Annotated in this window: 24 protein-coding genes; 10 read left to right on the top strand and 14 right to left on the bottom strand. The window is 72.6% G+C overall.

All coding sequences use genetic code 11. From position 1 onward, the window contains the following. Positions 1–135: 135 nt before the first annotated feature. Together AW274_RS19435 and AW274_RS19430 are read right to left on the bottom strand one after the other, a co-directional pair. Positions 136–828 (bottom strand): SDR family oxidoreductase, encoded by a 693-nt coding sequence (locus AW274_RS19435; protein WP_062434146.1) that lies wholly within the window; start codon positions 826–828, stop codon positions 136–138. Beyond that, positions 825–2,042, bottom strand: a complete 1,218-nt coding sequence (locus AW274_RS19430) for an acyl-CoA dehydrogenase family protein (protein WP_062434143.1) — start codon at positions 2,040–2,042, stop codon at positions 825–827. The genes AW274_RS19435 and AW274_RS19430 overlap by 4 nt, the downstream gene beginning before the upstream one ends. A 47-nt stretch (positions 2,043–2,089) precedes the next feature. Here AW274_RS19430 and AW274_RS19425 point away from each other — a divergent pair, with 47 nt between their 5' ends. Then, entirely contained in the window at positions 2,090–2,710 is a 621-nt protein-coding gene (locus AW274_RS19425) for a TetR/AcrR family transcriptional regulator (RefSeq protein WP_062434140.1), read from the top strand. On the opposite strand, the gene AW274_RS19420 is transcribed toward AW274_RS19425, so the two are convergent. Together AW274_RS19420 and AW274_RS19415 are read right to left on the bottom strand one after the other, a co-directional pair. Next, positions 2,697–3,671 carry an acetylxylan esterase gene (locus tag AW274_RS19420; RefSeq protein ID WP_062434137.1) on the bottom strand — a complete coding sequence of 325 codons (975 nt, stop codon included), beginning with the start codon at positions 3,669–3,671 and terminating at the stop codon, positions 2,697–2,699. The two genes, AW274_RS19425 and AW274_RS19420, sit on opposite strands and share 14 nt — an antisense overlap. 65 nt (positions 3,672–3,736) lie before the next feature. Further along, the gene (locus AW274_RS19415; protein ID WP_062434134.1) at positions 3,737–3,931 is read right to left on the bottom strand and encodes a hypothetical protein; all 195 of its coding nucleotides are present in this window, start codon (positions 3,929–3,931) and stop codon (positions 3,737–3,739) included. A gap of 310 nt (positions 3,932–4,241) precedes the next feature. On the opposite strand from AW274_RS19415, the gene AW274_RS19410 reads away from it, so the two are divergent. The 3 genes from AW274_RS19410 to AW274_RS39310 all read left to right on the top strand — a co-directional run bounded on the left by AW274_RS19410 (position 4,242) and on the right by AW274_RS39310 (position 6,220). Beyond that, entirely contained in the window at positions 4,242–4,967 is a 726-nt protein-coding gene (locus AW274_RS19410; RefSeq protein WP_062434131.1) for a GAF domain-containing protein, read from the top strand. A gap of 6 nt (positions 4,968–4,973) precedes the next feature. After that, positions 4,974–5,177 (top strand): histidine phosphatase family protein, encoded by a 204-nt coding sequence (locus AW274_RS19405; protein ID WP_062434127.1) that lies wholly within the window; start codon positions 4,974–4,976, stop codon positions 5,175–5,177. A 431-nt stretch (positions 5,178–5,608) separates the two neighbouring features. Further along, complete coding sequence (locus AW274_RS39310; protein ID WP_157520451.1) at positions 5,609–6,220, top strand: hypothetical protein; 612 nt, start codon at positions 5,609–5,611, stop codon at positions 6,218–6,220. Here AW274_RS39310 and AW274_RS19395 read toward each other — a convergent pair. Genes AW274_RS19395 through AW274_RS19375 form a run of 5 tightly spaced genes read right to left on the bottom strand, consistent with a single transcriptional unit; the run spans position 6,181 to position 12,168 of the window. After that, complete coding sequence (locus AW274_RS19395; RefSeq protein ID WP_062434121.1) at positions 6,181–6,669, bottom strand: (2Fe-2S)-binding protein; 489 nt, start codon at positions 6,667–6,669, stop codon at positions 6,181–6,183. The two genes, AW274_RS39310 and AW274_RS19395, sit on opposite strands and share 40 nt — an antisense overlap. Next, positions 6,666–7,520 (bottom strand): FAD binding domain-containing protein, encoded by an 855-nt coding sequence (locus AW274_RS19390; protein ID WP_062434118.1) that lies wholly within the window; start codon positions 7,518–7,520, stop codon positions 6,666–6,668. Before AW274_RS19390 ends, AW274_RS19395 begins: the two co-directional genes overlap by 4 nt. Next, on the bottom strand, positions 7,517–9,733 hold the full coding sequence (locus AW274_RS19385; protein WP_157520448.1) for a xanthine dehydrogenase family protein molybdopterin-binding subunit: 2,217 nt from the start codon (positions 9,731–9,733) through the stop codon (positions 7,517–7,519). Before AW274_RS19385 ends, AW274_RS19390 begins: the two co-directional genes overlap by 4 nt. A 55-nt stretch (positions 9,734–9,788) precedes the next feature. Next, positions 9,789–11,429, bottom strand: a complete 1,641-nt coding sequence (gene pgm, locus AW274_RS19380; protein ID WP_062434116.1) for a phosphoglucomutase (alpha-D-glucose-1,6-bisphosphate-dependent) — start codon at positions 11,427–11,429, stop codon at positions 9,789–9,791. Between the two features lie 46 nt (positions 11,430–11,475). Next, complete coding sequence (locus AW274_RS19375; protein ID WP_062434113.1) at positions 11,476–12,168, bottom strand: HAD family hydrolase; 693 nt, start codon at positions 12,166–12,168, stop codon at positions 11,476–11,478. A 93-nt stretch (positions 12,169–12,261) separates the two neighbouring features. Here AW274_RS19375 and AW274_RS19370 point away from each other — a divergent pair, with 93 nt between their 5' ends. After that, positions 12,262–13,353, top strand: coding sequence for an LLM class flavin-dependent oxidoreductase (locus AW274_RS19370; protein ID WP_062434110.1), 1,092 nt, complete (start codon positions 12,262–12,264; stop codon positions 13,351–13,353). A gap of 8 nt (positions 13,354–13,361) precedes the next feature. Then, on the top strand, positions 13,362–13,973 hold the full coding sequence (locus tag AW274_RS19365; protein WP_062434107.1) for an FMN reductase: 612 nt from the start codon (positions 13,362–13,364) through the stop codon (positions 13,971–13,973). On the opposite strand, the gene AW274_RS19360 is transcribed toward AW274_RS19365, so the two are convergent. Further along, entirely contained in the window at positions 13,960–14,469 is a 510-nt protein-coding gene (locus AW274_RS19360; RefSeq protein ID WP_062434104.1) for a GNAT family N-acetyltransferase, read from the bottom strand. The genes AW274_RS19365 and AW274_RS19360 overlap by 14 nt on opposite strands. 64 nt (positions 14,470–14,533) lie before the next feature. Here AW274_RS19360 and AW274_RS19355 point away from each other — a divergent pair, with 64 nt between their 5' ends. Together AW274_RS19355 and AW274_RS19350 are read left to right on the top strand one after the other, a co-directional pair. Continuing rightward, positions 14,534–15,154, top strand: coding sequence for a RibD family protein (locus tag AW274_RS19355; protein WP_062434101.1), 621 nt, complete (start codon positions 14,534–14,536; stop codon positions 15,152–15,154). Then, positions 15,151–15,714 carry a DUF421 domain-containing protein gene (locus AW274_RS19350; protein ID WP_062434099.1) on the top strand — a complete coding sequence of 188 codons (564 nt, stop codon included), beginning with the start codon at positions 15,151–15,153 and terminating at the stop codon, positions 15,712–15,714. Before AW274_RS19355 ends, AW274_RS19350 begins: the two co-directional genes overlap by 4 nt. Before the next feature lie 4 nt (positions 15,715–15,718). On the opposite strand, the gene AW274_RS19345 is transcribed toward AW274_RS19350, so the two are convergent. After that, complete coding sequence (locus AW274_RS19345) at positions 15,719–16,654, bottom strand: DUF2332 domain-containing protein (RefSeq protein ID WP_062434097.1); 936 nt, start codon at positions 16,652–16,654, stop codon at positions 15,719–15,721. Positions 16,655–16,699: 45 nt separating this feature from the next. Between AW274_RS19345 and AW274_RS19340 the strand changes: the two genes are divergently transcribed. Both AW274_RS19340 and AW274_RS19335 read left to right on the top strand, forming a co-directional pair. Beyond that, a complete protein-coding gene (locus tag AW274_RS19340; RefSeq protein WP_063813444.1) occupies positions 16,700–17,407 on the top strand; it encodes a hypothetical protein in 708 nt (235 codons plus the stop codon). Between the two features lie 4 nt (positions 17,408–17,411). Further along, complete coding sequence (locus tag AW274_RS19335) at positions 17,412–18,071, top strand: alpha/beta fold hydrolase (RefSeq protein WP_062434093.1); 660 nt, start codon at positions 17,412–17,414, stop codon at positions 18,069–18,071. Here AW274_RS19335 and AW274_RS19330 read toward each other — a convergent pair. The 3 genes from AW274_RS19330 to AW274_RS19320 are packed head-to-tail and all read right to left on the bottom strand — an operon-like array spanning position 18,061 to position 21,223. Continuing rightward, positions 18,061–18,618 carry a CGNR zinc finger domain-containing protein gene (locus tag AW274_RS19330; RefSeq protein ID WP_062434091.1) on the bottom strand — a complete coding sequence of 186 codons (558 nt, stop codon included), beginning with the start codon at positions 18,616–18,618 and terminating at the stop codon, positions 18,061–18,063. The genes AW274_RS19335 and AW274_RS19330 overlap by 11 nt on opposite strands. After that, positions 18,619–20,034 carry an MFS transporter gene (locus AW274_RS19325; RefSeq protein WP_062434089.1) on the bottom strand — a complete coding sequence of 472 codons (1,416 nt, stop codon included), beginning with the start codon at positions 20,032–20,034 and terminating at the stop codon, positions 18,619–18,621. A gap of 16 nt (positions 20,035–20,050) precedes the next feature. Beyond that, entirely contained in the window at positions 20,051–21,223 is a 1,173-nt protein-coding gene (locus AW274_RS19320; RefSeq protein WP_062434086.1) for an aspartate kinase, read from the bottom strand. Positions 21,224–21,226 lie beyond the last annotated feature (3 nt).

Genomic DNA, 21,226 nt, shown 5'->3' with positions numbered 1-21,226 from the left:
GCATGGAAGGCCGTCGGATGGGGGCCTCGTCTGTCGTGACGGTGCGGAGCGGGAGCGGCCGGTTGGCGCCGGTGGCGGCGGGGACCGGGTGCGGCGGGCGGGGCCATCGTGGGCGGAGCCGTAACGGAAAATGATCTAACGAGGGCCGGGGGCGCGGCGGAAGGCGAAGGGTTCGGGGGCGCGGCCGGGGACGACGAACCAGCATTCGCCGGTGCCCTCGCTGGCGACGACCTGCTCGAAGGCGTCGACGACGTCGGCGACCTCCAGGATCGGGAAACCCTCGGCTTCGAGCAGCACGCGGGCGTCGCCGAGGATCGCGGTGTCGGCGAACGACGGGCACAGGGCCTGGACCTTGATGCCGTCGGCGGCGAGGGTCGTGCCGAGGGAGCGGATCAGGCCGACGACGGCGTGTTTGTTGGCCGCGTAGATCGGGTCGAGCGGGATGCCGACGATGCCGGCCATCGACGCGGTCGCGACGATGGTGCCGCCGCCCGACGCCTTCAGGGCGGGGATCGCGGCGTGCGCGCCGAAGACGACGCCGTCGAGGTTGACGCCCATCGCGCGGCGGTAGAGGGCCGGGTCGAAGTCGTCGCCGACGCCGCAGCCGGAGGCCACGCCCGCGTTGAGGAAGACCAGGTCGAGGCGGCCGTGGCGGCTCATCACGTGGTCGACGGCCCGGAGGTTGTCCGCTAGGACCGACACGTCGCAGCGCACGTCGGCTGGTTCGGCGACGTCGGCGACGACGACCGTGACGCCCGATTCCCTCAGGCGGCGGGCGACTCCGGCGCCGATGCCGCTGCTTCCCCCGGTGACCAGTGCGACCTTCACAGCGGCAGTCCTCCCGTCGCGGCCCGCGTCGAGCCGGTGTCACGATAGGCGGCGATGGTGCGTTCGGCGATGCGCATCTGGTGGATCTCGTCGGCGCCGTCGGCGAACCGCGCCCAGCGCGCGTGCTGGAACATGCTCGCCAGCGGGGTGTCGGTCGAGTAGCCGAGCGCGCCGTGCACCTGGATCGCCCGGTCGACGATGCGGTTGAGCGCGTTGGCCACGAAGTGTTTGGCCATGGAGACCTCGGTGCGGAAGTCGTCGCCCTTGTCGATCTTCGAGGCGGCGTGCAGGACCATCAGCTTGCACTGGTAGAGCTCCATCGCCGAGTCGGCGATCAGCCACTGCACGCCCTGTTTGTCGGCCAGCAGCGAGCCGTGGCTGTAGCGGTTGAGGGCCCGGTCGACCATCATGTCGAGCGCCGTCTCGGCCTGGGAGATCCACCGCATGCAGTGCGCGAGCCGGGCCGGCCCGAGGCGGTACTGCCCCAGGCGGTGCCCGTTGCCCCGGCCGCCGAGGATCTGGGAGGCGGGCAGGCGCAGGTCGTCGATGCGGATCTCGCTGTGGCCGGTCGAGCCGTGCATCGTCTCGACCTCGCGCACGTCGGTCCAGCCCGGACTCGGGATGTCGACCAGAAAGGCCGTGGTGGCGCCGCGTTGTCCTTCCGGTACGTCGGGTTCGGTGCGGGCGATGAGGATCGCGAAGTTCGCCCGGCGGGCGTTGGAGATGAACCACTTGTGGCCGTTGACGACCCATTCGTCGCCGTCCTGGACGGCGGTCGTCCGGATCAGCGTGGGATCGGACCCCGCCACCTCGGGCTCGGTCATCGCGAAGCATGACATGGCCCGCCCCTCCAGCAGCGGCCGGAGGTACTTCTCCTTCTGCTCCTCGGTGGCCCAGTGGTGCAGCGTGTGCATGTTGCCCTCGTCGGGCGCCTGGCAGTTGAGCACCCACGGGCCGAGCCGGGTCTTGGCCGCCTCCGACTGGACCATCGCCAGCGCGACGTGGCCGAGCCCCATGCCGCCGACCTCTTTCGGCATGTGGGGCAACCAGAGGCCCGCGGCCTTGGCCTTCTCGCGCAGGCCGAAGATGGTGCGGAGGTAGTCGTCGCGCGGCAGCCCCTCGGTCTTCGCCGGGACGATCACGTCCTGGACGAACGCGCGGACCCGGCGGCGGATCTCCTCGTGTTCGGGATCGAGCGTGAAGTCGATGGCCATGGGCCGTATATTAATGCGATCGCCTTAATCCGCCCAGGGGGTGCATCGTGGACGGCCGCCTGCGGCTGGTGCTGGCCGCCGAGGAACTGTTCGCCGAGCGGGGCATCGACGCCGTGTCGCTCCGGGAGGTCAACGCCGCCGCCGGGCACCGGAACGCCTCCGCGCTGCAGTATCACTTCGGCGACCGGGAGGGCCTGCTGCGGGCGGTCCTGGCCCGGCACCACCCGGCGGTCGAGGCCGCCCGCCACACGCTGCTCGACGCCTTCGACGCCGCCCCGCCCGCCGAGCCGCTGCGGCCGCTGGCCGGGGCGTTCGTGCGGCCCCTCGCCGCCTGCCTGGCCGAGCCCGGCGGGCGGCGCTACCTGCGGCTGCTCGACCAGGTGGTGCGCCGGGCGAGCCCCGGCGCGCTGCGCGCCTCGACCCAGGAGCCCACCAGCGTCAACCGGTGGCGGGAGACCGTCGGGCCGCTGCTGCCCCCGATCGCCGTGACGCGGCTGCACCGGCGGTTCACGGCGATCAGGGTGACGTACACGGAACTGGCCCGCCGCGCCGAGACCGGCGAGGGCCGCGACGAGCGGCTCTTCACCAGCCACCTGGTCGACGTCGTCGCGTCGGTGCTGGCCACGCCGGTGTCGGCGGAGACCGCCGAGCTGCTCAGGGAGCGGTGACCCAGGTCTTCAGCCAGGCCAGCTGCACCGGCAGGTGGGCGTCGGCGCCGCCCTCGTGGTCGTTGAAGGCGTACTCCTCCATGTGCTTGGCGGCCCCCGCGTAGGCGTTGTAGGCGGCGTAGACGGTCGAGGGGAGGCAGATCTCGTCCATCAGGCCGACCGAGAACAGGGCCGGGGCGGCGGCGCGCTTGGCGAAGTTGACGCCGTCGAAGTAGGACAGGGTGTTCTCCACCCGCGCCACCTCGGTGCGGTGGATCTTCAGGTAGCGGGCGATCTCGGTGTACGGATCCTTGCCGGTCTGCCGGATCGAACGCGGGAAGTCGGACAGGAACGGCACGTCGGGCATGGCCGCCGCGACGTCGGGCAGCAGCGCCGACACGGCCAGGGTGATGCCGCCGCCCTGGCTGCCGCCGGTGATCGCGACCCTGGCCGGGTCGACGAGCGGGTGCTGCCGCACGGTCTCGACCGCCCTGACGGCGTCGCTGAAGACGCGGCGGTAGTAGTAGGTCGCCGGGTCGCCGATGCCCCGGGTCATGTAGCCGGGGTGGGCCGGGGCCGAGCCCTCGGGGTCGGGGGTGTCGCCGGTGGACCAGCTGCTCCCCTGGCCCCGGGTGTCCATGACGAGGTGGGCGAAGCCGGCGCTCGGCCAGTAGAGCCACTGGTGCGGCATTCCCCGGCCGCCGCCGTAGCCCTGGTAGCGCACCACGCAGGGCAGCGGCCCCTCAGTATTGGCCGGGACGAGGAACCAGCCCCGCACCGGCTGGCCGCCCCACCCCTGGAACGCCACGTCGAAGACGTCGACCGTGGTCAGGCCCGTGGCGACGGGCGAGAAGACGGGGGCCAGCTCGTGGGAGCGGGTCTCGGACAGGGTCGCGGCCCAGAAGTCGTCGAAGTCGTCGGGCTCGGCGACCGAGGAGACGTGGGCGCGCAGCTGGGGCAGCGGCAGATCGGAGAAGGGCATGAGGCCATCATCTGGGGTTTCACGCCCGATTGGCGATCAGCCCGCAGCGAACCCTACGGAAACTTTCACGTCGACGGTTTCAAGCCCCGCAGGACGCGCAGCGCCTTCTGGCCGAAACTGCGCTCGCGGATTTTCTCGGCGGCCTGTTCCATTCGTTCTTGGACGAACTGACTGGCCTCACGCCTGCGCAGGTCGTTGGCGCGGGTCAGAAAGGCGTCGGAATCGGCGAGGACTTCATCGATCAAATCGTCGTTCCGCATCGGCCACCTCCTCGATCGGCGATTTGTTTGCATTCAATCTTGGGGGCGAAATAACGTCAAGTGACACTGTTGGCACCGATCGTAGATCGGGCGCGCAGTCCGCATCTTGGAAACCCCCATGTCGAGCCCGAAACCCGGGTAAGCGACAGCCCGATTCAACGATATTTCCCTCGTGGACGACATATGACCATGAACGCCACTTGGCCCCAATCTTGGGTGTAATCTGCGGCTCGTGACAGAGGAGAAGGACCCGGCTACGCAATGGCCGCGCTGGAGACGTCTCACTTATGGCGCGGCCACCCTTTCCGGGGTGGGCTATATCGCCCAGGTGCAGCTCGGCCAGGAACTTCCCTTCTGGGGGCATATCGGGCTCTTGGCCGGTGGGGCGCTGAGTGCGGCGGTCGCCATCGTGCTCCCGCTCCGCGAGCAGAAGAAGCAGGAGATCCTCACCCAGGAGGCGACGGCGCTGGCCACGATCGAGGCGGCGAAGGTGCGCAGCGGATTACAGGACCGCGTTTTCGTGCTTTCCACTCAAGTGGCCGCAATCGTGGAGGAGAACGACGCCAACCGGCGCGACATCAGAAAGGGCCAGCTCAAAAGATTGGCCGTCGACCTGCTCTGCAACCGCATCGACCAGCAGAATGTCCGGGCCTCGTTACTCACCTATTTCGAAACGCCGCCGGGCCGCCGCCTTTTCTGCGCCGACAATCTCTGGCACGGCCGCGACCGGCCGCCCCGCACGATATTCGCGGAAGGCACCGACCGCGGTTCCTACATGCTCCGCATGGTCGACGAACGCGGCCACATCCTGGTCCGCGACGTCGACTCGCCCGGCGGACGGCCGCCCGGATGGGACATGAAAGGCTGGAACGGCGAACGCAGCTACAAGGCGTTCACCTGCGCCACGGTCGCCCTGGGCGACCAGGTGTTCGGCGTGCTGGCCCTCGACTCGCCGGTGGCGGGCGGCCTGAACGAACTCGACGAACAGGCGGTCCGGCTGTTCGCCCTGCTGCTGGCGATCGGCCTGGCGGTCTGAACCGGCGTGCCCGTCGAGATCGTCTTCGAGACCCACGCGCTGACCGAGGACAACGAGCGGGGCATCGCGACGGGCCGGCTGCCGGGCCGCCTGTCCTCGCGGGGGCGCCGGCTGGCCTCCGAACTCGGCGCCCGGCGTAGAGATACCGGCCTGGACCGGGCGGTGGAGACGGCGCGGTTCGCCTTCGCCTGCGCCGTCCGCCTGACGTGAAGGCTGGCACCGCGTCCTGCCGACCGCTGGGCGCACTAGGGTGATGTCCCGATATGCGGGTCTTCGTCTGTGCCGGCTGTGAGCAACCCCTGACCGTGCCCCTCTCGCGTGTCGCCTTTCCCTGGCATGCCGCGCATCCGTGGGGCAACCAGCTCCTCCCGGGGCAGCTTTTGGAACCGAAGACGTATGTCGTGGACCCGGGGCACCGGGCGCCTGTGTGGCGGCGGTGGGAGGACTGGCGCGAAGAACCGACCGGGGCTCCCTGGCCTCCGCGCGAGGATGCGGGTGATGTCGGGATCTGTCTGGGCGATCTCCGTGGGGTCGTCTTCGAGCCGGATCGGCTCGACGGGAACTGTTGCGGGCTGATCACCGATCTGGGGTGCGAATCGTGCCGGACGCCGGTGGCGACGCTGATCGACGACTGTGGGCACTTGCAGGTGGTCTGGCTGTTCTCCCGCGCCGTGCGCGCCACGGGAGCCGACGAGCCCGCGCTCGGGTGGGACGAGCTCGGCGGCTTCGACCGTGACCACTCGGAGATCCACGAGGCCGCGTGGAGTGTGATGGCGGGGGTGGTGACGGCCCGGCTGCTGGCCGCGTCGGGCGGGAGGCGGCCGGTCATGCCCGCCGGGATGGAGATCCTCGGTGACGTGCTCGACGCGCTGCTGCCGTACGGGCCGGGTGGGCGGACGGTCGTGGCGGCCGGGCCGGGGCTGGCGGCGGACGGGGCCGGGGTCGCGCTCGTGCCGGAGCATCCGCAGAGTGGGGAGACCTGGCGGGGTGACGTGGCGACGGCGATCGCGGTGCCCTACGCCATGTGGCGGTTTCTGACGTTCCGCAACGACGCCCGGCGGTTGTCGGCCGCGCTGACGGTGCGGGCCGCGCTGCTCGACGACCCGGCGCCGACGAGGGTGCCCCGGGTCACGCCCGACCTCGGTGCGTTCGTGGAGACCCTGTCCACGGTGCCCGAGGTGCGGGAGCCGTGGTTGCGGGCGGTCTACGACCGTTACACCGACCGGTGGCGGCCGTCCTGGCCGTTCTGGTGAGCGTGGGCGGCGCGGGTGATGGCGCGGCGGATGGGTTCGTAGCCGGTGCAGCGGCAGAGGTTCGAGCGCACCAGGTCGGCTACCTCATTCTCGCTGAGGTCGTGGTCGAGGGCGCCGGCGGCGAGCATCAGGAAGCCCGGGGTGCAGAAGCCGCACTGGAGGCCGCGTTCGGCCGAGAAGGCGCGTTGCAAGGGGTGGGGTTGGCCGTCGGGGCCGGTCAGGCCCTCGACGGTGCGGATGGGGACGCCGTCGCACTGGACGGCCAGCATCAGGCACGACCGGACCGCCTCGCCGTCGACCAGGACCGTGCACGCGCCGCAGACGCCCTGTTCGCAGCCCAGGTGGGTGCCGGTGAGGCCGCAGTCGTCGCGCAAGGCGTCGGCGAGGACCCGGCGGGGTTCGACTTCCAGCGGGTAGGCGGCGTCGTTCACGGTGAGGGTGATTCTCATACCGGGGCGGCCTCTCTCAGCGTGCGGGCGACCAGGACGGCGACGACGTGGCGGCGGTAGTCCACGTCGGCGTACGGCTCGGGCACGGGGGCGGCGTCGCGTTCGGCGGCGGCCTCGCCCGCAGCCGTGAAGACCGGCTGCGACGGCTCCGAGCCGATCAGGGTGCGTTCGGCGTTGTGCGCGCGCAGCGGGCGGTCGGCGCAGTTGGCCAGGCCGATCCTGGCTCCGGTGATCACGCCTTCCCGTACGGTGAGGGCGGCCCCGACCGCCACCTGGGCGAAGGAGAAGCCGGTGCGGCGGTGTTCGGTGAAGGCGACGCCCGTGTCGGGGGCGAGCAGGGGGTAGCGGACGGCCGTCAGGAGTTCGTCGGGGTCGCGGGCGGTCTGGAAGGGGCCCAGGAAATAGTCTTCCGCCGGGATCTCCCGGGTGCCGCGGGTGCTGCGGAGTTCGACGACGGCGTCCAGGGCGACCGCGAGGGCGCACCACTCCGAGGCGGGGTGGGCCCACGCCAGGTTGCCGGTCATGGTGCCCCGGGCGCGGATGGGCGGGTGGGCGATGTATCCCACGGCCCGCGCGAACAGGTCGCCGAGCGGGCCGGGCACGGCCCCGGGCGATTCGAAGGTCTTGTGGCGGACCAGCGCGCCGACCGTCAGGGTGCCGTCCACGACGGTGAGGGTGTCGAGGCCGGGCACGCGGTTGATGTCGGCGACCAGGGCCGGGTGGGCGCGCTGGAGGTGCATCTCCAGCAGCAGGCTCTGCCCGCCGGCCAGCACCTGGGCCCCGGCGGCGAGCGCGTCGACGGCCCCCGCAACCGTTTGGGGCACGAGGTAGTCGAACGCGGCGGGCTTCATGCCGCCGCCCGCCAGACCACGTCGGGGGTGAGGGGCATCTGCAGCCGCTCGGGGTGGGCGAGCCGGAGTGCGTCGGCCACCGCGTTGACGATCGCGGGCGGGGTGCCGATGCAGCCGGTCTCCCCCGCGCCCTTCGCGCCCAGCGGGGTGCGCGGGGTGGGGGTGTGAGTCTCCCCGAGTTCGATGGGCGGGATCTCGGCGTACGTCGGCAGGAGGTAGTCGAGCAGTCCGCCGTCCAGCAGCGGGAGGCCGTCGTCGCCGAACGGCACGCCTTCGTACAGGGCCTGCCCGAGGCCCTGGACGATCGAGCCGAACGCCTGTCCCCGCACCACGTCGGGGTCGAGGGCCCGGCCGCAGTCGTCCACGGCGACCACCTGGAGGACGCGCACCGTGCCCAGTTCCGGGTCGACCTCGACCACGGCCGCGTGGGCGCCGAACGGGAAGGCCATGTCGGCCTCGTAGCGTTCGTCGATCCGCAGCGGGCCGGTGCGCTTGACCAGCTCCGACAGGCCCATGGCGGCGCTGCCCCTGACCGGGTGGACGGCGCCGTCGGACCAGGAGGTCTCCTCCACCGGGAGGTCCCACAGGCGGGCGGCGCGTTCCCTGGCCTCCTCGATGAGCAGGCCGGCGGCGTGCTGCAGGCCCGCGCCGTCGATCTGGGCCGACCGGCTGCCGAAGGAGCCGACGCCGCCGGGCAGCTCGTCGGTGTCGCCCTCGACGAGGCGGACCCTGGCCGGTTCGACGCCGAGGGTCTCGGCGACGAGGGCGGGGAAGACGGTCGCGTGGCTCTGGCCGCTGGACGCGGCGCCGCAGCGGGCGGTGACGGTGCCGTCGTCGCCCGCCTCGACGCCGACGTACTCGTGGAGGGAGCCCCGCTCGCCGCCCGACCGCTCGACGTAGCACGACAGCCCTATGCCGATCGGGAAGGCGTCGGGGTCGGCGCGGCGGCGGGCCTGTTCGGCGCGCCAGCCGTCGTAGCCGAGGGTGCGCAGCGCCAGGTCGAGGGCGGCGTGGTGGTCGCCGCTGTCGTAGGTGCGGCCGGTCGGGGTGCGGTAGGGGAACGCCTCCGGCGGGATGAGGTTGCGGCGGCGCAGCTCGGCCGGGTCGAGGCCGAGGCGCCGGGCCAGCACGTCCATGGTGCGTTCGAGGGGGCTGGTCGCCTCGGGGCGGCCGGCGCCCCGGTAGGGGTAGGTGATCATGGTGTTGGTGAGCAGCGAACGGACCGTGGCGTGCACCTTCGGGGTGGTGTACGGCCCGGTCGCCATCCACGCCGTCTGCATGGGGAAGGCGACGCCCAGGTGCGGGTAGGCGCCCACGTCGGCCTCGACGGTCAGCTCGTACGCGAGCAGCCGCCCCTCGGCGTCGGCGGCCAGGCGGACGTGCTGGTCCTGACCCCGGCCCCGGGTCGCGACCAGCAGGGACTCCCGCCGGTCCTCCACCCACCGGACCGGGCGGCCGAGCAGCACGGCCAGCCACGCGACGACGATGAACTCGGGGAACACCGCGCTCTTGGAGCCGAACGCTCCCCCGGTGTCCGGCACGACGACCCGGATGCTCTCCTCGGGCCGGTCGAGCAGCCCGGCGAGATCCTGCCGCAGCCGGTGGGGGGCCTGGTGGCCCGACCAGACGGTCAGCCGGTCGCCGCCGGGCACGCACAGGATGGTCCGGCACTCCATCGGCGAGGGCAGCAGCAGCTGCTGCCGGTAATCACTCTCGACCACGACGGCCGCCCGCTCCCACACCTCGCCGTCGATCGGCGACCCGGCCTCGCCGCGCAGCGCGACGTTGCTGAGCCCGTCGAACAGCCGGACCGTGTCGGCGGCGGACTCCTGCGCCGTCACCACGGCGGGCAGCGGGTCGATCCGCGTGCGGACCCGGGCGGCCCCGTCTTCGGCGTGGTAGCGGTCGTCGCCCAGCACCACGGCCAGCGCCTCGCCGGGGTAACGCACCCGGTCCTCGACCAGGGCGGGCCATTCCCGGGCGGGTTCCCCCAAGGGCATCGGCGGCAGGTCAGGCAGGTCGGCGGCCGACCACGCCCCGGCGACGCCCGGCACCTCACGGGCGGCCGAGCAGTCGGCCTCCCGCAGCACGCCGTGCGCGACCTCGCTCCGCACGAAGACGGCGTCGAGGCAGGCGGGCACCCGCAGGTCGGCGACGAAGCGGCCCGCCCCGGTGAGCAGCCGCTCGTCCTCGCGTCTCAGCCAACCATCCACTATTCGGACATTAGCCGCCCGAAATATCCAGCAAGAGTGGCCTTTGTGGGGATTTTCAGGCGGTGAGTGCCGCCGAGACCACAGTCTTTGCCTCCTGCTGAACCTCGGCCAGGTGCTCCGGCCCGAGGAACGACTCGGCGTAGATCTTGTAGACGTCCTCGGTGCCCGACGGCCGGGCCGCGAACCAGGCGTTGGCCGTCTCGACCTTCAGGCCGCCCAGGGCCGCGCCGTTGCCGGGCGCGTGGGTGAGCACGTTGGTGATCGGCTCGCCCGCCAGGCTGTCGGCCGACACCTGACCCGGCGAGAGCCTGGCCAGCACCGCCTTCTCCTCGCGCGAGGCCGGGGCGTCGACGCGGGCGTAGGCGGGGTCCCCGAAGCGTTCGGCCAGGTCGCGGTAGTGGGCGCTGGGCGACTTGCCGGTCACGGCGGTGATCTCCGAGGCGAGCAGCGCCAGGATGAGGCCGTCCTTGTCGGTCGTCCAGACCTGGCCGTCGCGGCGCAGGAAGGACGCGCCCGCGCTCTCCTCGCCGCCGAAGCCGAGGGAGCCGTCGAGCAGGCCGGGCACGAACCACTTGAAGCCGACCGGGACCTCGACCAGGCGGCGGCCGAGGCCGGCCACGACGCGGTCGATCATGCTGCTGCTGACCAGGGTCTTGCCGACGCCCGCGTCGGCCCGCCAGCCGTCGCGGTGGGCGTACAGGTAGGAGATGGCGACGGCCAGGTAGTGGTTGGGGTTGAGCAGGCCGCCGTCGGGGGTGACGATTCCGTGGCGGTCGCTGTCGGCGTCGTTGCCCGTGGCGATGTCGTACTTGTCCTTGGACGCGATCAGGGAGGCCATCGCGTAGGGCGAGGAGCAGTCCATGCGGATCTTGCCGTCCCAGTCGAGCGTCATGAAGCGCCACGTCGGGTCGGTCAGCGGATTGACCACGGTGAGGTCGAGGTGGTGGCGGTCGGCGATCTCGCCCCAGTAGGCCACGCTCGCGCCGCCGAGGGGGTCGGCGCCGATCCGTACACCCGCGGCCCTGATCGCGTCGAGGTCGACCACCGAGGGCAGGTCGGCCACGTAGGAGCCCATGAAGTCGTAGCGCCCGGTGGTGTCGGCCTTCAGAGCGCGCTCGAACGGGATGCGGCGGACCTCCTTCAGGCCGCCGGCGATCAGCTCGTTGGCGCGGTTCTGGATCCAGCCGGTCGCGTCGGTGTCGGCGGGGCCGCCATTGGGCGGGTTGTACTTGAAGCCGCCGTCCTGCGGCGGGTTGTGCGAGGGGGTGACGACGATGCCGTCGGCCAGGCCCGTCGACCGGCCCCGGTTGTAGGTCAGGATGGCGTGCGAGATCGACGGGGTCGGCGTGAAGCCGTCGTGGACGTCGATGAGCACCCGCACCTCGTTGGCCGCCAGCACCTCCAGCGCCGAAACCCGCGCCGGCTCCGAGAGGGCGTGGGTGTCGACGCCGAGGAACAGCGGGCCGTCGATTCCCTGCGCGTGGCGGTATTCGCAGATGGCCTGGGTGGTGGCCAGGATGTGGTCTTCGTTGAAGGCCGTGTTCAGCGACGAGCCCCGGTGTCCCGAGGTGCCGAAGGCGACCCGCTGACCGGGTTGCTCCACGTCGGGGCGCAACGCGTAGTAGCTGGTCAGGAGGCGGGGGACGTCGACCAGATCGGTCGGCAGCGCGGGCTGCCCAGCACGCTGATGCACCATAAGCCTAAGTTTGCCGCACTATGCCCCGCCAACGGATCACCGGGGCTCAGAAATGGTCCACGAGTTCGGTGAACCGCTTGAGCGTCAGCACGCCCGCGTCGGAGGGGTCGAGCTCGGCGAACTCCAGCACCCAGGTGTGCTCGTGGGGGATGAACACGGCGCCCATCCCGGCGGCGCGGGCGGGGCCGATGTCCGACTTCGGGGAGTTGCCGATCATCCAGGTGCGCTCGACGGCGAAGCCCGACTCCAGCGCCAGCCGCCGGTAGACCTCGGCGTCCTTCTCCCGGACGATGTGCGTCTTGCGGAACCAGGAGGACAACCCCGAGGCGTCGATCTTGCGCTGCTGCTCCTCCGGGTCGCCCTTGGTCAGCAGGAACAGCTCGTGCCGCGACGACAACTCGGCCAGGGTGTCGGCCACGCCGGGGATGAGGTCGACCTCGCCCCTGATCAGGCGGTCGGCCAGCCGGTCGATGCGCTCCCGCTCCGCAAGCGAGGCGGGGCGCTCCTGGAGCCGCTCGAAGGTCTCGTGCAGGTTTCGCAGGAAGACCCGGCTGCCGTAGCCGTGGGTCACCGCGTTGGCCCGCTCGATGTCGTTGAGGATCTGCCGGATCGCGGCCCGGTCGAGCGTCGGATGCGCGGCCCAGTCGAGGAAGTCGTCGATCACGCGCTCGAAGAAGACGTTGTTCTCCCACAGGGTGTCATCCGCGTCGAAAATCAAGGTCTGTCCGGTACGTCGCATTGGCACAGCCTCCCATGACAGAGATACTTGCGGCGCGGAATAAGTTGGCGCGCGGTGGCGCTTGAGGGCGCGTACTCGAAAAAAGGAGCAGAGATGCAGTTCGGGATCTTCACCGTCGGTGACGTCACCACGGACCCGACGAACGGCACCACCCCCACCGAGGCCGAGCGGATCAAGGCCATGGTGACGATCGCCCTGAAGGCCGAGGAGGTCGGGCTCGACGTCTTCGCGACGGGCGAGCACCACAACCCGCCGTTCGTGCCCTCGTCGCCGACCACGATGCTCGGGTACATCGCCGCCAAGACGGACAAGCTCATCCTCTCGACGTCCACCACCCTGATCACCACCAACGACCCGGTGAAGATCGCCGAGGACTACGCGATGCTGCAGCACCTGGCCGACGGCCGGGTCGACCTGATGATGGGCCGCGGCAACACCGGCCCGGTCTACCCGTGGTTCGGGCAGGACATCCGCAACGGCATCCCCCTGGCCATCGAGAACTACGCGCTGCTGCACCGCCTGTGGCGCGAGGACGTCGTCGACTGGGAGGGCAACTTCCGCACCCCGCTCCAGGGCTTCACCTCGACGCCCCGGCCGCTCGACGGCGTGCCGCCGTTCGTCTGGCACGGCTCGATCCGCAGCCCGGAGATCGCCGAGCAGGCCGCCTACTACGGCGACGGCTTCTTCGCCAACAACATCTTCTGGCCGAAGGAGCACTTCGCCCGGCTGATCGAGCTCTACCGCACCCGCTTCGCCTACTACGGGCACGGCACCCCCGACCAGGCGATCGTCGGCCTCGGCGGCCAGGCGTTCATGCGCAAGAACTCCCAGGACGCGGTCCGCGAGTTCCGGCCCTACTTCGACAAGGCCCCCGTCTACGGCAACGGCCCGTCGCTGGAGGACTTCACCGAGCAGACGCCGCTGACCGTGGGCAGCCCGCAGGAGGTCATCGACAAGACGCTGACCTTCCGCGACTCCTTCGGCGACTACCAGCGCCAGCTGTTCCTGATGGACCACGCGGGCCTGCCGCTGAAGACCGTGCTGGAGCAGCTCGACCTGCTCGGCGAGGAGGTCGTGCCGGTGCTGCGCAAGGAGTTCGCCGCCCGCCGCAAGCAGGGCGTCGCCGAGGCCCCCACCCACGCCGCGCTCGTGCAGAAGCGAGACGCCGCCCTCGTCGCCGGTTAGGAGACCCCATGACCGTCATCGCCGTCGTCTCGGCCGGGCTCAGCCAGCCCTCCTCCACGAGGCTGCTGGCCGACCGTCTGGCCGAGGCCGCCGGCCGTCACCTCGCCGCGGAGACCACCGAGATCCGCGTCGTCGAGCTGCGCGGCCTGGCCGTCGACATCGCCAACAACCTCGTGACCGGGTTCCCCTCCCCCGCGCTGAAGGAGGCGCTGGAGACAGTGGAGCGGGCCGACGGCCTGATCGCGGTCACGCCGATCTTCACGGCGTCGTACAGCGGCTTGTTCAAGTCGTTCTTCGACGTGCTCGACAACACCGCCCTGCAGGGCACCCCGGTGCTGATCGCCGCGACCGGCGGGACCGCCCGCCACTCGCTGGCGCTGGAGCACGCGCTGCGGCCGATGTTCACCTACCTGCGCGCGGTCGTCGTGCCGACGGCCGTCTACGCGGCCTCGGAGGACTGGGGCGCGACCTCCGGCGACGGCCTGGCCTCCCGGATCGACCGGGCGGCGGGCGAACTGGCCGCCCTGCTCTCCCGCGCCGCGCCCAAGCGGCCGGCCGAGGCGACGCTCATCCCGTTCGAGCAGCAGCTGGCCGCGCTGCGGCCGTTCACAACCGGGTGAACGGCTCGGCGTAGGCGAACACGCCCTTCTCTCCTCGGTACGCCGACAAGGGCCGCGCCTGGAAGTGATGGCCCCACTGCGGGTCGGGGGAGACGATGCCCAGGTCGGCGGCGGGGCGGAAGCCGTACCGGGAGTAGTAGTCGACGCTGCCCAGCAGCACCACGAGCGGCTCGCCGAGCGCGTCGGCGGCCCCGAGGACCGCGTGCATCAGCGCCAGCCCGACCCCCTGGCGCTGCCGCTCGGGCGCGACGGCGAGCGGGCCGAGGCCGAGCACGGGCGCGCCGCCGAGGTCGGCGCGGGTGCAGACCACGTGACCGGCCACCGCGCCGTCGATCTCGGCGACCATCGACAGGGCCGGGATCCAGCCCTTGTCGGCGCGCAGCTCGTCGACCAGCGGCGACTCGACCGGGTCGGGCGTCTCGGGCCGGGCGAAGGCGCGCCGGACGACCTCGCGGATCGCGCTCACGTCGTCAGGGGTCTCGCGTCTGATCAGCATCCGGTCAGTGTGGTCACGCGAGCCGACCCGGGCAACCCGTTTACCCTCGACTACGCTCGGTGACATGCCGACCGACACGCCCTATGTGGTCGCCCACCTGGCCGTTTCGCTCGACGGGAAGACCGACGGGTTCCCCCTCGACCGCGCCCGCTTCCACCAGCTCGTCGGCACCACCTGGCACGAGGACGTCACCCTGGCCGGGTCGGACACCGTCCTGGCCCTCGAACCCACGCTGCACCACGGCCCCGGGCCGCACGACCCGGGCCCGCTGCTGGCCGTGGTCGACGGCCGCGCCCGCGTCACCCGCTGGGAGGAGCTGCGCGACGCCGGCCACTGGTCGGAGGTGCTCGCGCTGCACTGCCGCGCCACCCCGCCCCGGCCCGTCGGCCGCTACGTGCCCGAACTCGTCGTCGGCGACGAGCAGGTCGACCTGGCGGCGGCGCTGCGCGCGATCGGGCGGCGGCCGGGCGCCGCGGTGGTGCGGGTGGTCAGCGGCGGGCGGCTGGTCGGCCGCCTGCTGGCCGCGGGGCTGGTCGACGAGGTCAGCCTGCTGGTCCACCCGGTGATGGGCGTGGGCGCCCGCACCTGGTGGGGCGAGGCGCGGCCGCCGCAGCGGTCGCTCCAGCTGATCGACAGCGACACGTTCGGCGGCGGCCTGGTCTGGCTGCGTTACCGTGTCGCATGAGCGACCTGCTGACCCTCGGGGTGCCGGTGCTGGACAAGGTGCTCCGGACCGTCGCCGTCTATCTCTGCGTGGTGGTCCTGCTCCGGCTCGTCGGAAAGCGGGACATGGCCCAGCTCAACACGTTCGACCTGGTGGTGATGCTGCTGCTGTCGAACGTTGTGCAGAACGCCATCATCGGCCCCGACAACTCGCTGCTCGGCGGGGTGATCGGCGCGGTCGTGCTGGTGTCGGGCAACGCCCTGCTGACCCGCGCGGCGGCCCAGTGGGGCTGGCTGGCCAAGCTGTTCGAGAGCAAGCCGACGGTGCTGGCCCGCGACGGCCGCTACGACGACCGCGCGCTGAGACGTCTCGGCCTGCGGCACGCCGACCTCGACGTGGCGATCAAGCGGCAGGGCGGCAGCCGGGTCGAGGACGTCGCGGAGGCGACCCTCGAACCGGGCGGGACCGTGGTGGTCCGGCTCCGGCCCGAGGAGGAGAACGCGACCCTGGCCGACGTCGCCCGGCTGGAGGAGCGCCTGATCCGCATCGAGACGATGCTCGCCGAGGGCCGCCGGGCCTGACGCCTCAGAGCCACCGCAACCACGAGCCGTGCGGGTCGGTGATCGCCCGCGGGACGCCGTCGAGCGCGGTCACGAACGCGAGCCGGTCGTCGGGGACGGCACCCTCGGGGATCACCAACCGCGGGAGGCGCATGGTGCCCTCGTTGGAGATCCAGCGCACCCCCAGGCCGGTGACCAGGCCGACGAAACGGTCCCTGGCCTCGGGGGTCAGGTAGGGGAGCATCGCCGAGTGGTAGACGACCACCGTGCCGTGCCCTTTCGCCTCCTCGACCAGGCCGGGCAGGGCCTCGGCGGCGTCGCCGCGCACCAGCCGGGGCGGGTGCTCCGCCGCGAGGGCGAGGGCGGCGCGCAGCCGGTCGCGGCGGGCGTCGTCGCCGGGCCAGACGAGGCATTCGAGCCAGCGGCGCTCCTCGGGGTCGGTGACGTCGATCGGGGCCAGGTCGACGCCCGCCCGCCAGGCGATCTCGGGCACCGCGCCGGGGATGGGCGGGTCGCCCTCGGTCGCGCAGGTCAGCGTCACCGGGCCGGCGCCGACGGCGGGGCGGTCGTCGTAGGCGTACCGGTAGCGGTCGGGCTGGAGGCAGAGGCCCGCCGACGCGCCGACCTCGACGAGGGCCAGCGGACCGGGGATGCCCGCGAGGACGGGTAAGAGGCTGGCGCAGCGGCCCGCCTCGTTGGTCTGGGTACGCCGGGCCAGCACGGTCCGCTCGACGCGGGGCCAGTGCTCCTTCGCCCACGCGCGGAAGCCGCCCTCCTCGGTCTCCGGGCCGCCCTCGAACCTGACCGCGGCCAGAACCAGGTTCGGCTGGCGCTTCGGCTGCGGCAGCGCGTCGATGCGGGCGATCAGGGCGGGGTCGGCGGCGATGGCGACGGCGAGCTCCCGGTACGGGCCCCGGGCCTCGCGGCGGCCGAAGGTGCGGTAGACGTCGGCGGTGTCCATACCCGGATCCTCTCCCCGGCCGCCCGGGTGCGGTTCACTGGGGGCGTGACAGCTGGGGACGTGACCGCGCGGATCGTGATCGGGGCCCGGTTCAACGGGCCGCCCGCCTCGGCCAACGGCGGGTACGCCGCCGGGCTGGCCGCCGCGTTCGTCGACGGCCCGGCGCGGGTGACGCTGCGCCTGCCGCCGCCGCTGGAGACGCCGCTCGACGTGGTGCGCGACGGCGACGCGGTCCGCGTCCTGCACGAGGGCGCGCTGGTGGCCGAGGCCGGGCCTTCCGACGCCGACTTCCTCGACCCGCCGGTCCGGCCCTCCCTCGCGGAGGCGGCGCGGGCGCGCGACCGGCACCCGTGGACGGGTGTCGACAACCTGCTGACCGGCTGCTTCGTCTGCGGCCACGGCCGGGCCGACGGCCTGCGGGTCACCCCCGGGCGGCTCGCGCCCGCCGACGTGTGCGCGTCGCCGTTCGAGCCCGACGCGACCGTCGCCGAGAACGGGATCGTGCGGCCGGAGATCCTGTGGGCGGCGCTCGACTGCGTCGGCTATCCGCCGTTCGCGCGGGGCACCGACGTCATCGCGCTGCTCGGCACGATCGAGGCCGAGCTCGGCCGCGAGGTCGGGGCCGGGGAGCGTCTGGTGGCGGTGGGGTGGGCGCTGGGGGCGTCCGGGAGGAAGTCGTACAGCGCCTCGGCTCTGCTGTCGGCGGAGGGGGTCGTCGCGCGGGCCCGCGCGACCTGGATCACCGTAGGGTGACGCCATGGACGCCCTACCTCTCGCTTGGAAAGAAGGCGGACCGCCGGGAGACGTCCCGGTCGTCCTGATCCACGGCCTGACCGGCACCTCCGGCACGTGGGACCCGATCGCCCCCGCCCTCGGGCGGCACTGGATCGCCCCCGACATGCGCGGCCACGGCGCGAGCCCCCGCCACTCCGACTACACCCTCGACCTGATGGCCGCCGACACCCTGGCGTTCCTCAACGCCCGGGGCCTCACCGAGATCGACCTGGTCGGCCACTCGATGGGCGGCCGGGTCGCCACGCTGGTGGCGCGCGAGCGTCCTGGGCTGGTCCGGCGGCTGGTGCTGGAGGACTCCTTCCCGGCGCCCCACGAGCCGCAGGTCTTCGAGCCCTACGTGGTGCTGGGCGACGAGGTCGACTTCGACCCGGTCGTGGTCGACCTGATCAGGACCGGGGTACGCACGGTCGATCCCGCCTGGTGGGCGCGGCTGGGCGAGCTGACCATGCCGGTGCTGGTCGTCGGGGGCGCCTACAGCGAACTGGTGCCGCAGGAGGCGCTGGCCGCGTTCGCCTCGGCGCTGCCCGACGGGCGGCGGGTGGTGCTCGGCGCCGGGCACAGCGTGCACGCCGAGGACCCCGAAGGGTTCGTCAAGGAGGTCGCGGCCTTCCTCAACCGGTGAGGCCCTGCCGGTGGCGGCGGGCCTTCTCGCGGTTGCCGCAGATGCTCATGCTGCACCAGCGGCGGCGCCCGCCGCGCGAGGAGTCGAGGAACAACCAGCCGCACCGGCCGCACGCCCTGACCCGGGCCGGCGGGAGGGTGAACACCGCCTCGACCGCCGCGAGCGCGAGCGCGGCCGGGATCGCCCCGGGGGCCGACCAGCCGGCGGACGCCCGCAGGCCCTTCCCGGCCCGCTCCAGGAGCGCGCCGAAGGGGGCGCCGGGTGCGGTCCCGCCCCGGGCGATCGTGTCGAACACGGCCCACGCCTGCTCGCGCACGGCCCGGGTCTCGGCGACGAGATCGCCCGCGACCGGGCCGGGCGTCTCGTCGAACAACCCGGCCGAGAGGCACCAGCTCAGCACGTCGGAGGGGGATCGCAGCAGTTCGACGTCCTCGCCGGCCGGGAGCATCCGGTCGAAGACGGTGTTCGTGAGGTCGAGGACCAGGTGGCCGCCGACGAAGTGGGCGTCCTCCCATGGCGGCCTGACCCGAGACGTCAGAGTAACCATTTAACCCACTATATCTGGTTCCCCCTTGAGCCGTCCGCGCAGCACGACGGTCACCACGGCCGCCACCGCCGCGAAGGCGACCGAGCACCACAGGGCCCAGCGCCAGCCCGCGAGTTCGCCGCCCGCCCCGGTGGCGAAGTGGGCCGCCACCGACGTCACCACGCCGACCCCGACGGCCAGCCCGAGCTGCTGCGAGACGTTGATCAGCGCCCCGGCGGTGGCCCGGCGGCCCTCCTCCGCGCCGTTCGTGCCGGCGATGCTCGTCGTGATCAGGGCCAGGATGTGGCCGAAGGCGTTCACCGAGGTGCCCACCAGGACGAGCGTGAGCCCGTGGTCGTCCGGCAGGCCCACCATGACGAGGATGCCGGCCGTCTCGACGACGATGCCGCCGAGCAGCACCCGGTAGAGCCCGAACCGCTCGACGAGCTTCCCTGCGTAGATGCCGGTGACGACCGCGACCGCGCCGGAGACGGCGAAGGCCAGGCCGGTCGCCAGCGCGCCCAGGCCGAGGTGGGTCTGCAGGTAGAGCGTGAGGATGAAGAGCATGCCGCCGTACGAGCAGATCAGCAGCACGGTGATCAGGTTGGCCGGGCCGATCGCGGCGGTGCGGAAGACGGAGATCGGCAGCAGCGCCTCCCGCTTGCGCGACTCCACCCAGACGAAAAGTGCCGCCGCCGGGACCGCGACCGCCGCCGCCAGCAGGATCGGGGCCGACGTCCAGCCGTACTCCTCCCCCTCGGTCAGCGCGAACACGAAGGCGACCATGCCCGTGGCGGCCAGCACGACCCCGGCGAGGTCGAGGTGGCGGGAGGCGCCGGTGTCGCGGCTCTCGCCGAGGTGCATCATGGCCAGCACGCCGAAGAGCACCACGATCGGCACGTTCACCAGGAAGACCGACCGCCATCCGGCGTACTCGGTGAGCACGCCGCCGAGCACCATGCCGGAGACGAACCCGGCCGACAGCGCCGCCCCGTACACGCCCAGCGCCCGTTCGCGTTCCGGCCCTTCGGGCACGGTCGCCTGGAGCAGGCCCAGGCCCGCCGGGGCGACGAACGCCGCCGCCACCCCCTGGAGGGCGCGGCCCGCGATCAGCGCGGCCGGCGACCAGGCCAGGCCGGCCAGGAGCGAGGCGAGGCCGAAAGCGGCCAGGCCCCAGACGAACACCCGTCTGCGGCCGTAGAGGTCGGCGACCCGGCCGCCGAGGAGGAGGAAGCCGCAGAAGGTCAGCGGGTAGGCCGACAACACCCAGGCGACGCCGCCGCCCGGGCCGAAGTCCATGCCCGCGCGGATGCTCGGGGCGGCCACGTTGATGATCGAGTAGTCGACCGCGATCAGGAACTGGGTGCCGCAGATGACGGCCAGCGGCCAGAACCGCCGCGATCGGGACGTGCCGGGCTCGTGCGTCGCCAGGTTCATGCCGATGCCTTTCGGGTCAGCCGGGGGTCAGGAACAGGCCGTGCAGTCGCGTCACCGCCTTCAGGACGTCGGGCTCGGCGCAGGTGACGGAGATGCGCCGGGGGCGGACGACCAGGTCGCGCACCCGGACGCCGCAGGACCGGAGCGTGTCGGGCAGCAGCCGCACCTGCGGGTGCTGCGGCCGGAACCCGCGGCCGACCAGCGACACCGTGCCCACCGGCGAGGACCACCGGCATCCGGTCACCAGGTCGTCCACCTGGTCGCGGTCGGCGGCGTCCACGGTGAACCGCAGCGAGTAGCCGCTCGCGGCGGCGAAGTGGTCGAGCAGGTCGGCGCCCTCCGGGAGGTCGGCCAGGGCGGCGGCGATCGTGGTGAGCGCGGCCGGCTCGACCCCGTCGAGCCGGCCGCGCAGCCGCCCGGTCCGGTGGGCGACGCCGACGGCGGTGAACCGCCCGTCGTCCGGCCCGGCCGAGGTCACCCAGGTGCCCGCGCCGTCGGTCGTGCTCGACCGCACGTGGACGGGCACCCGGTGCTCCCCCGCGAGTTCGACGCTGGAGTGGGCGAGCACCGTGGCTCCCCCGGCGGCCAGTTCGGCCATGTCCTCATAGGAGAGGCGGTTGAGCTTGCGGGCGTCGGCGACGTGCCGGGGATCGGCGGTGAAGACGCCCTCCACGTCGGTGAAGATCTCGCACGCCTCGGCCCGCAGGGCCGCCGCCAGCGCGACGGCGGTGGTGTCGGAGCCGCCCCGGCTGAGCGTGGTCAGCTCGCCGCTCCCGGCCGCGACGCCCTGGAACCCGGCCACCACCGGGACGTGTCCCGTCTGCACGCACTCGCGGATCAATGCGGGCCGGACGTTGACGATGCTCGCGCAGCCGTGCACGCCGTCGGTGACGATGCCGCCGTCGCGGGCGCCGAACGAGCGGGCCGGCACGCCCAGTTCGTGCAGGGCCATGGCGAGCGCGGCGGCGGACGCCTGCTCGCCGGTGCTGAGCAGCAGGTCCAGTTCCCGGGCGTGCGGGTTGTCGGTGAGCTCGCGGGCCAGGCCGAGCATGGCGTCGGTGGCGCCGCCCATCGCGGACACGACGGCCACCACCGATCCGTTCGCGGCGGCGATGCGCTGCGCCGCGTGGCCGATCCTGTCCACGTCACCCAGTGATGTGCCGCCGTACTTCTGGATCACCAGGCTCATCGG

The sequence above is a fragment of the Herbidospora daliensis genome (assembly GCF_001570585.1).
Classification (GTDB): domain Bacteria; phylum Actinomycetota; class Actinomycetes; order Streptosporangiales; family Streptosporangiaceae; genus Herbidospora; species Herbidospora daliensis.
This window is presented reverse-complemented; position numbering and strand designations above follow the sequence as displayed.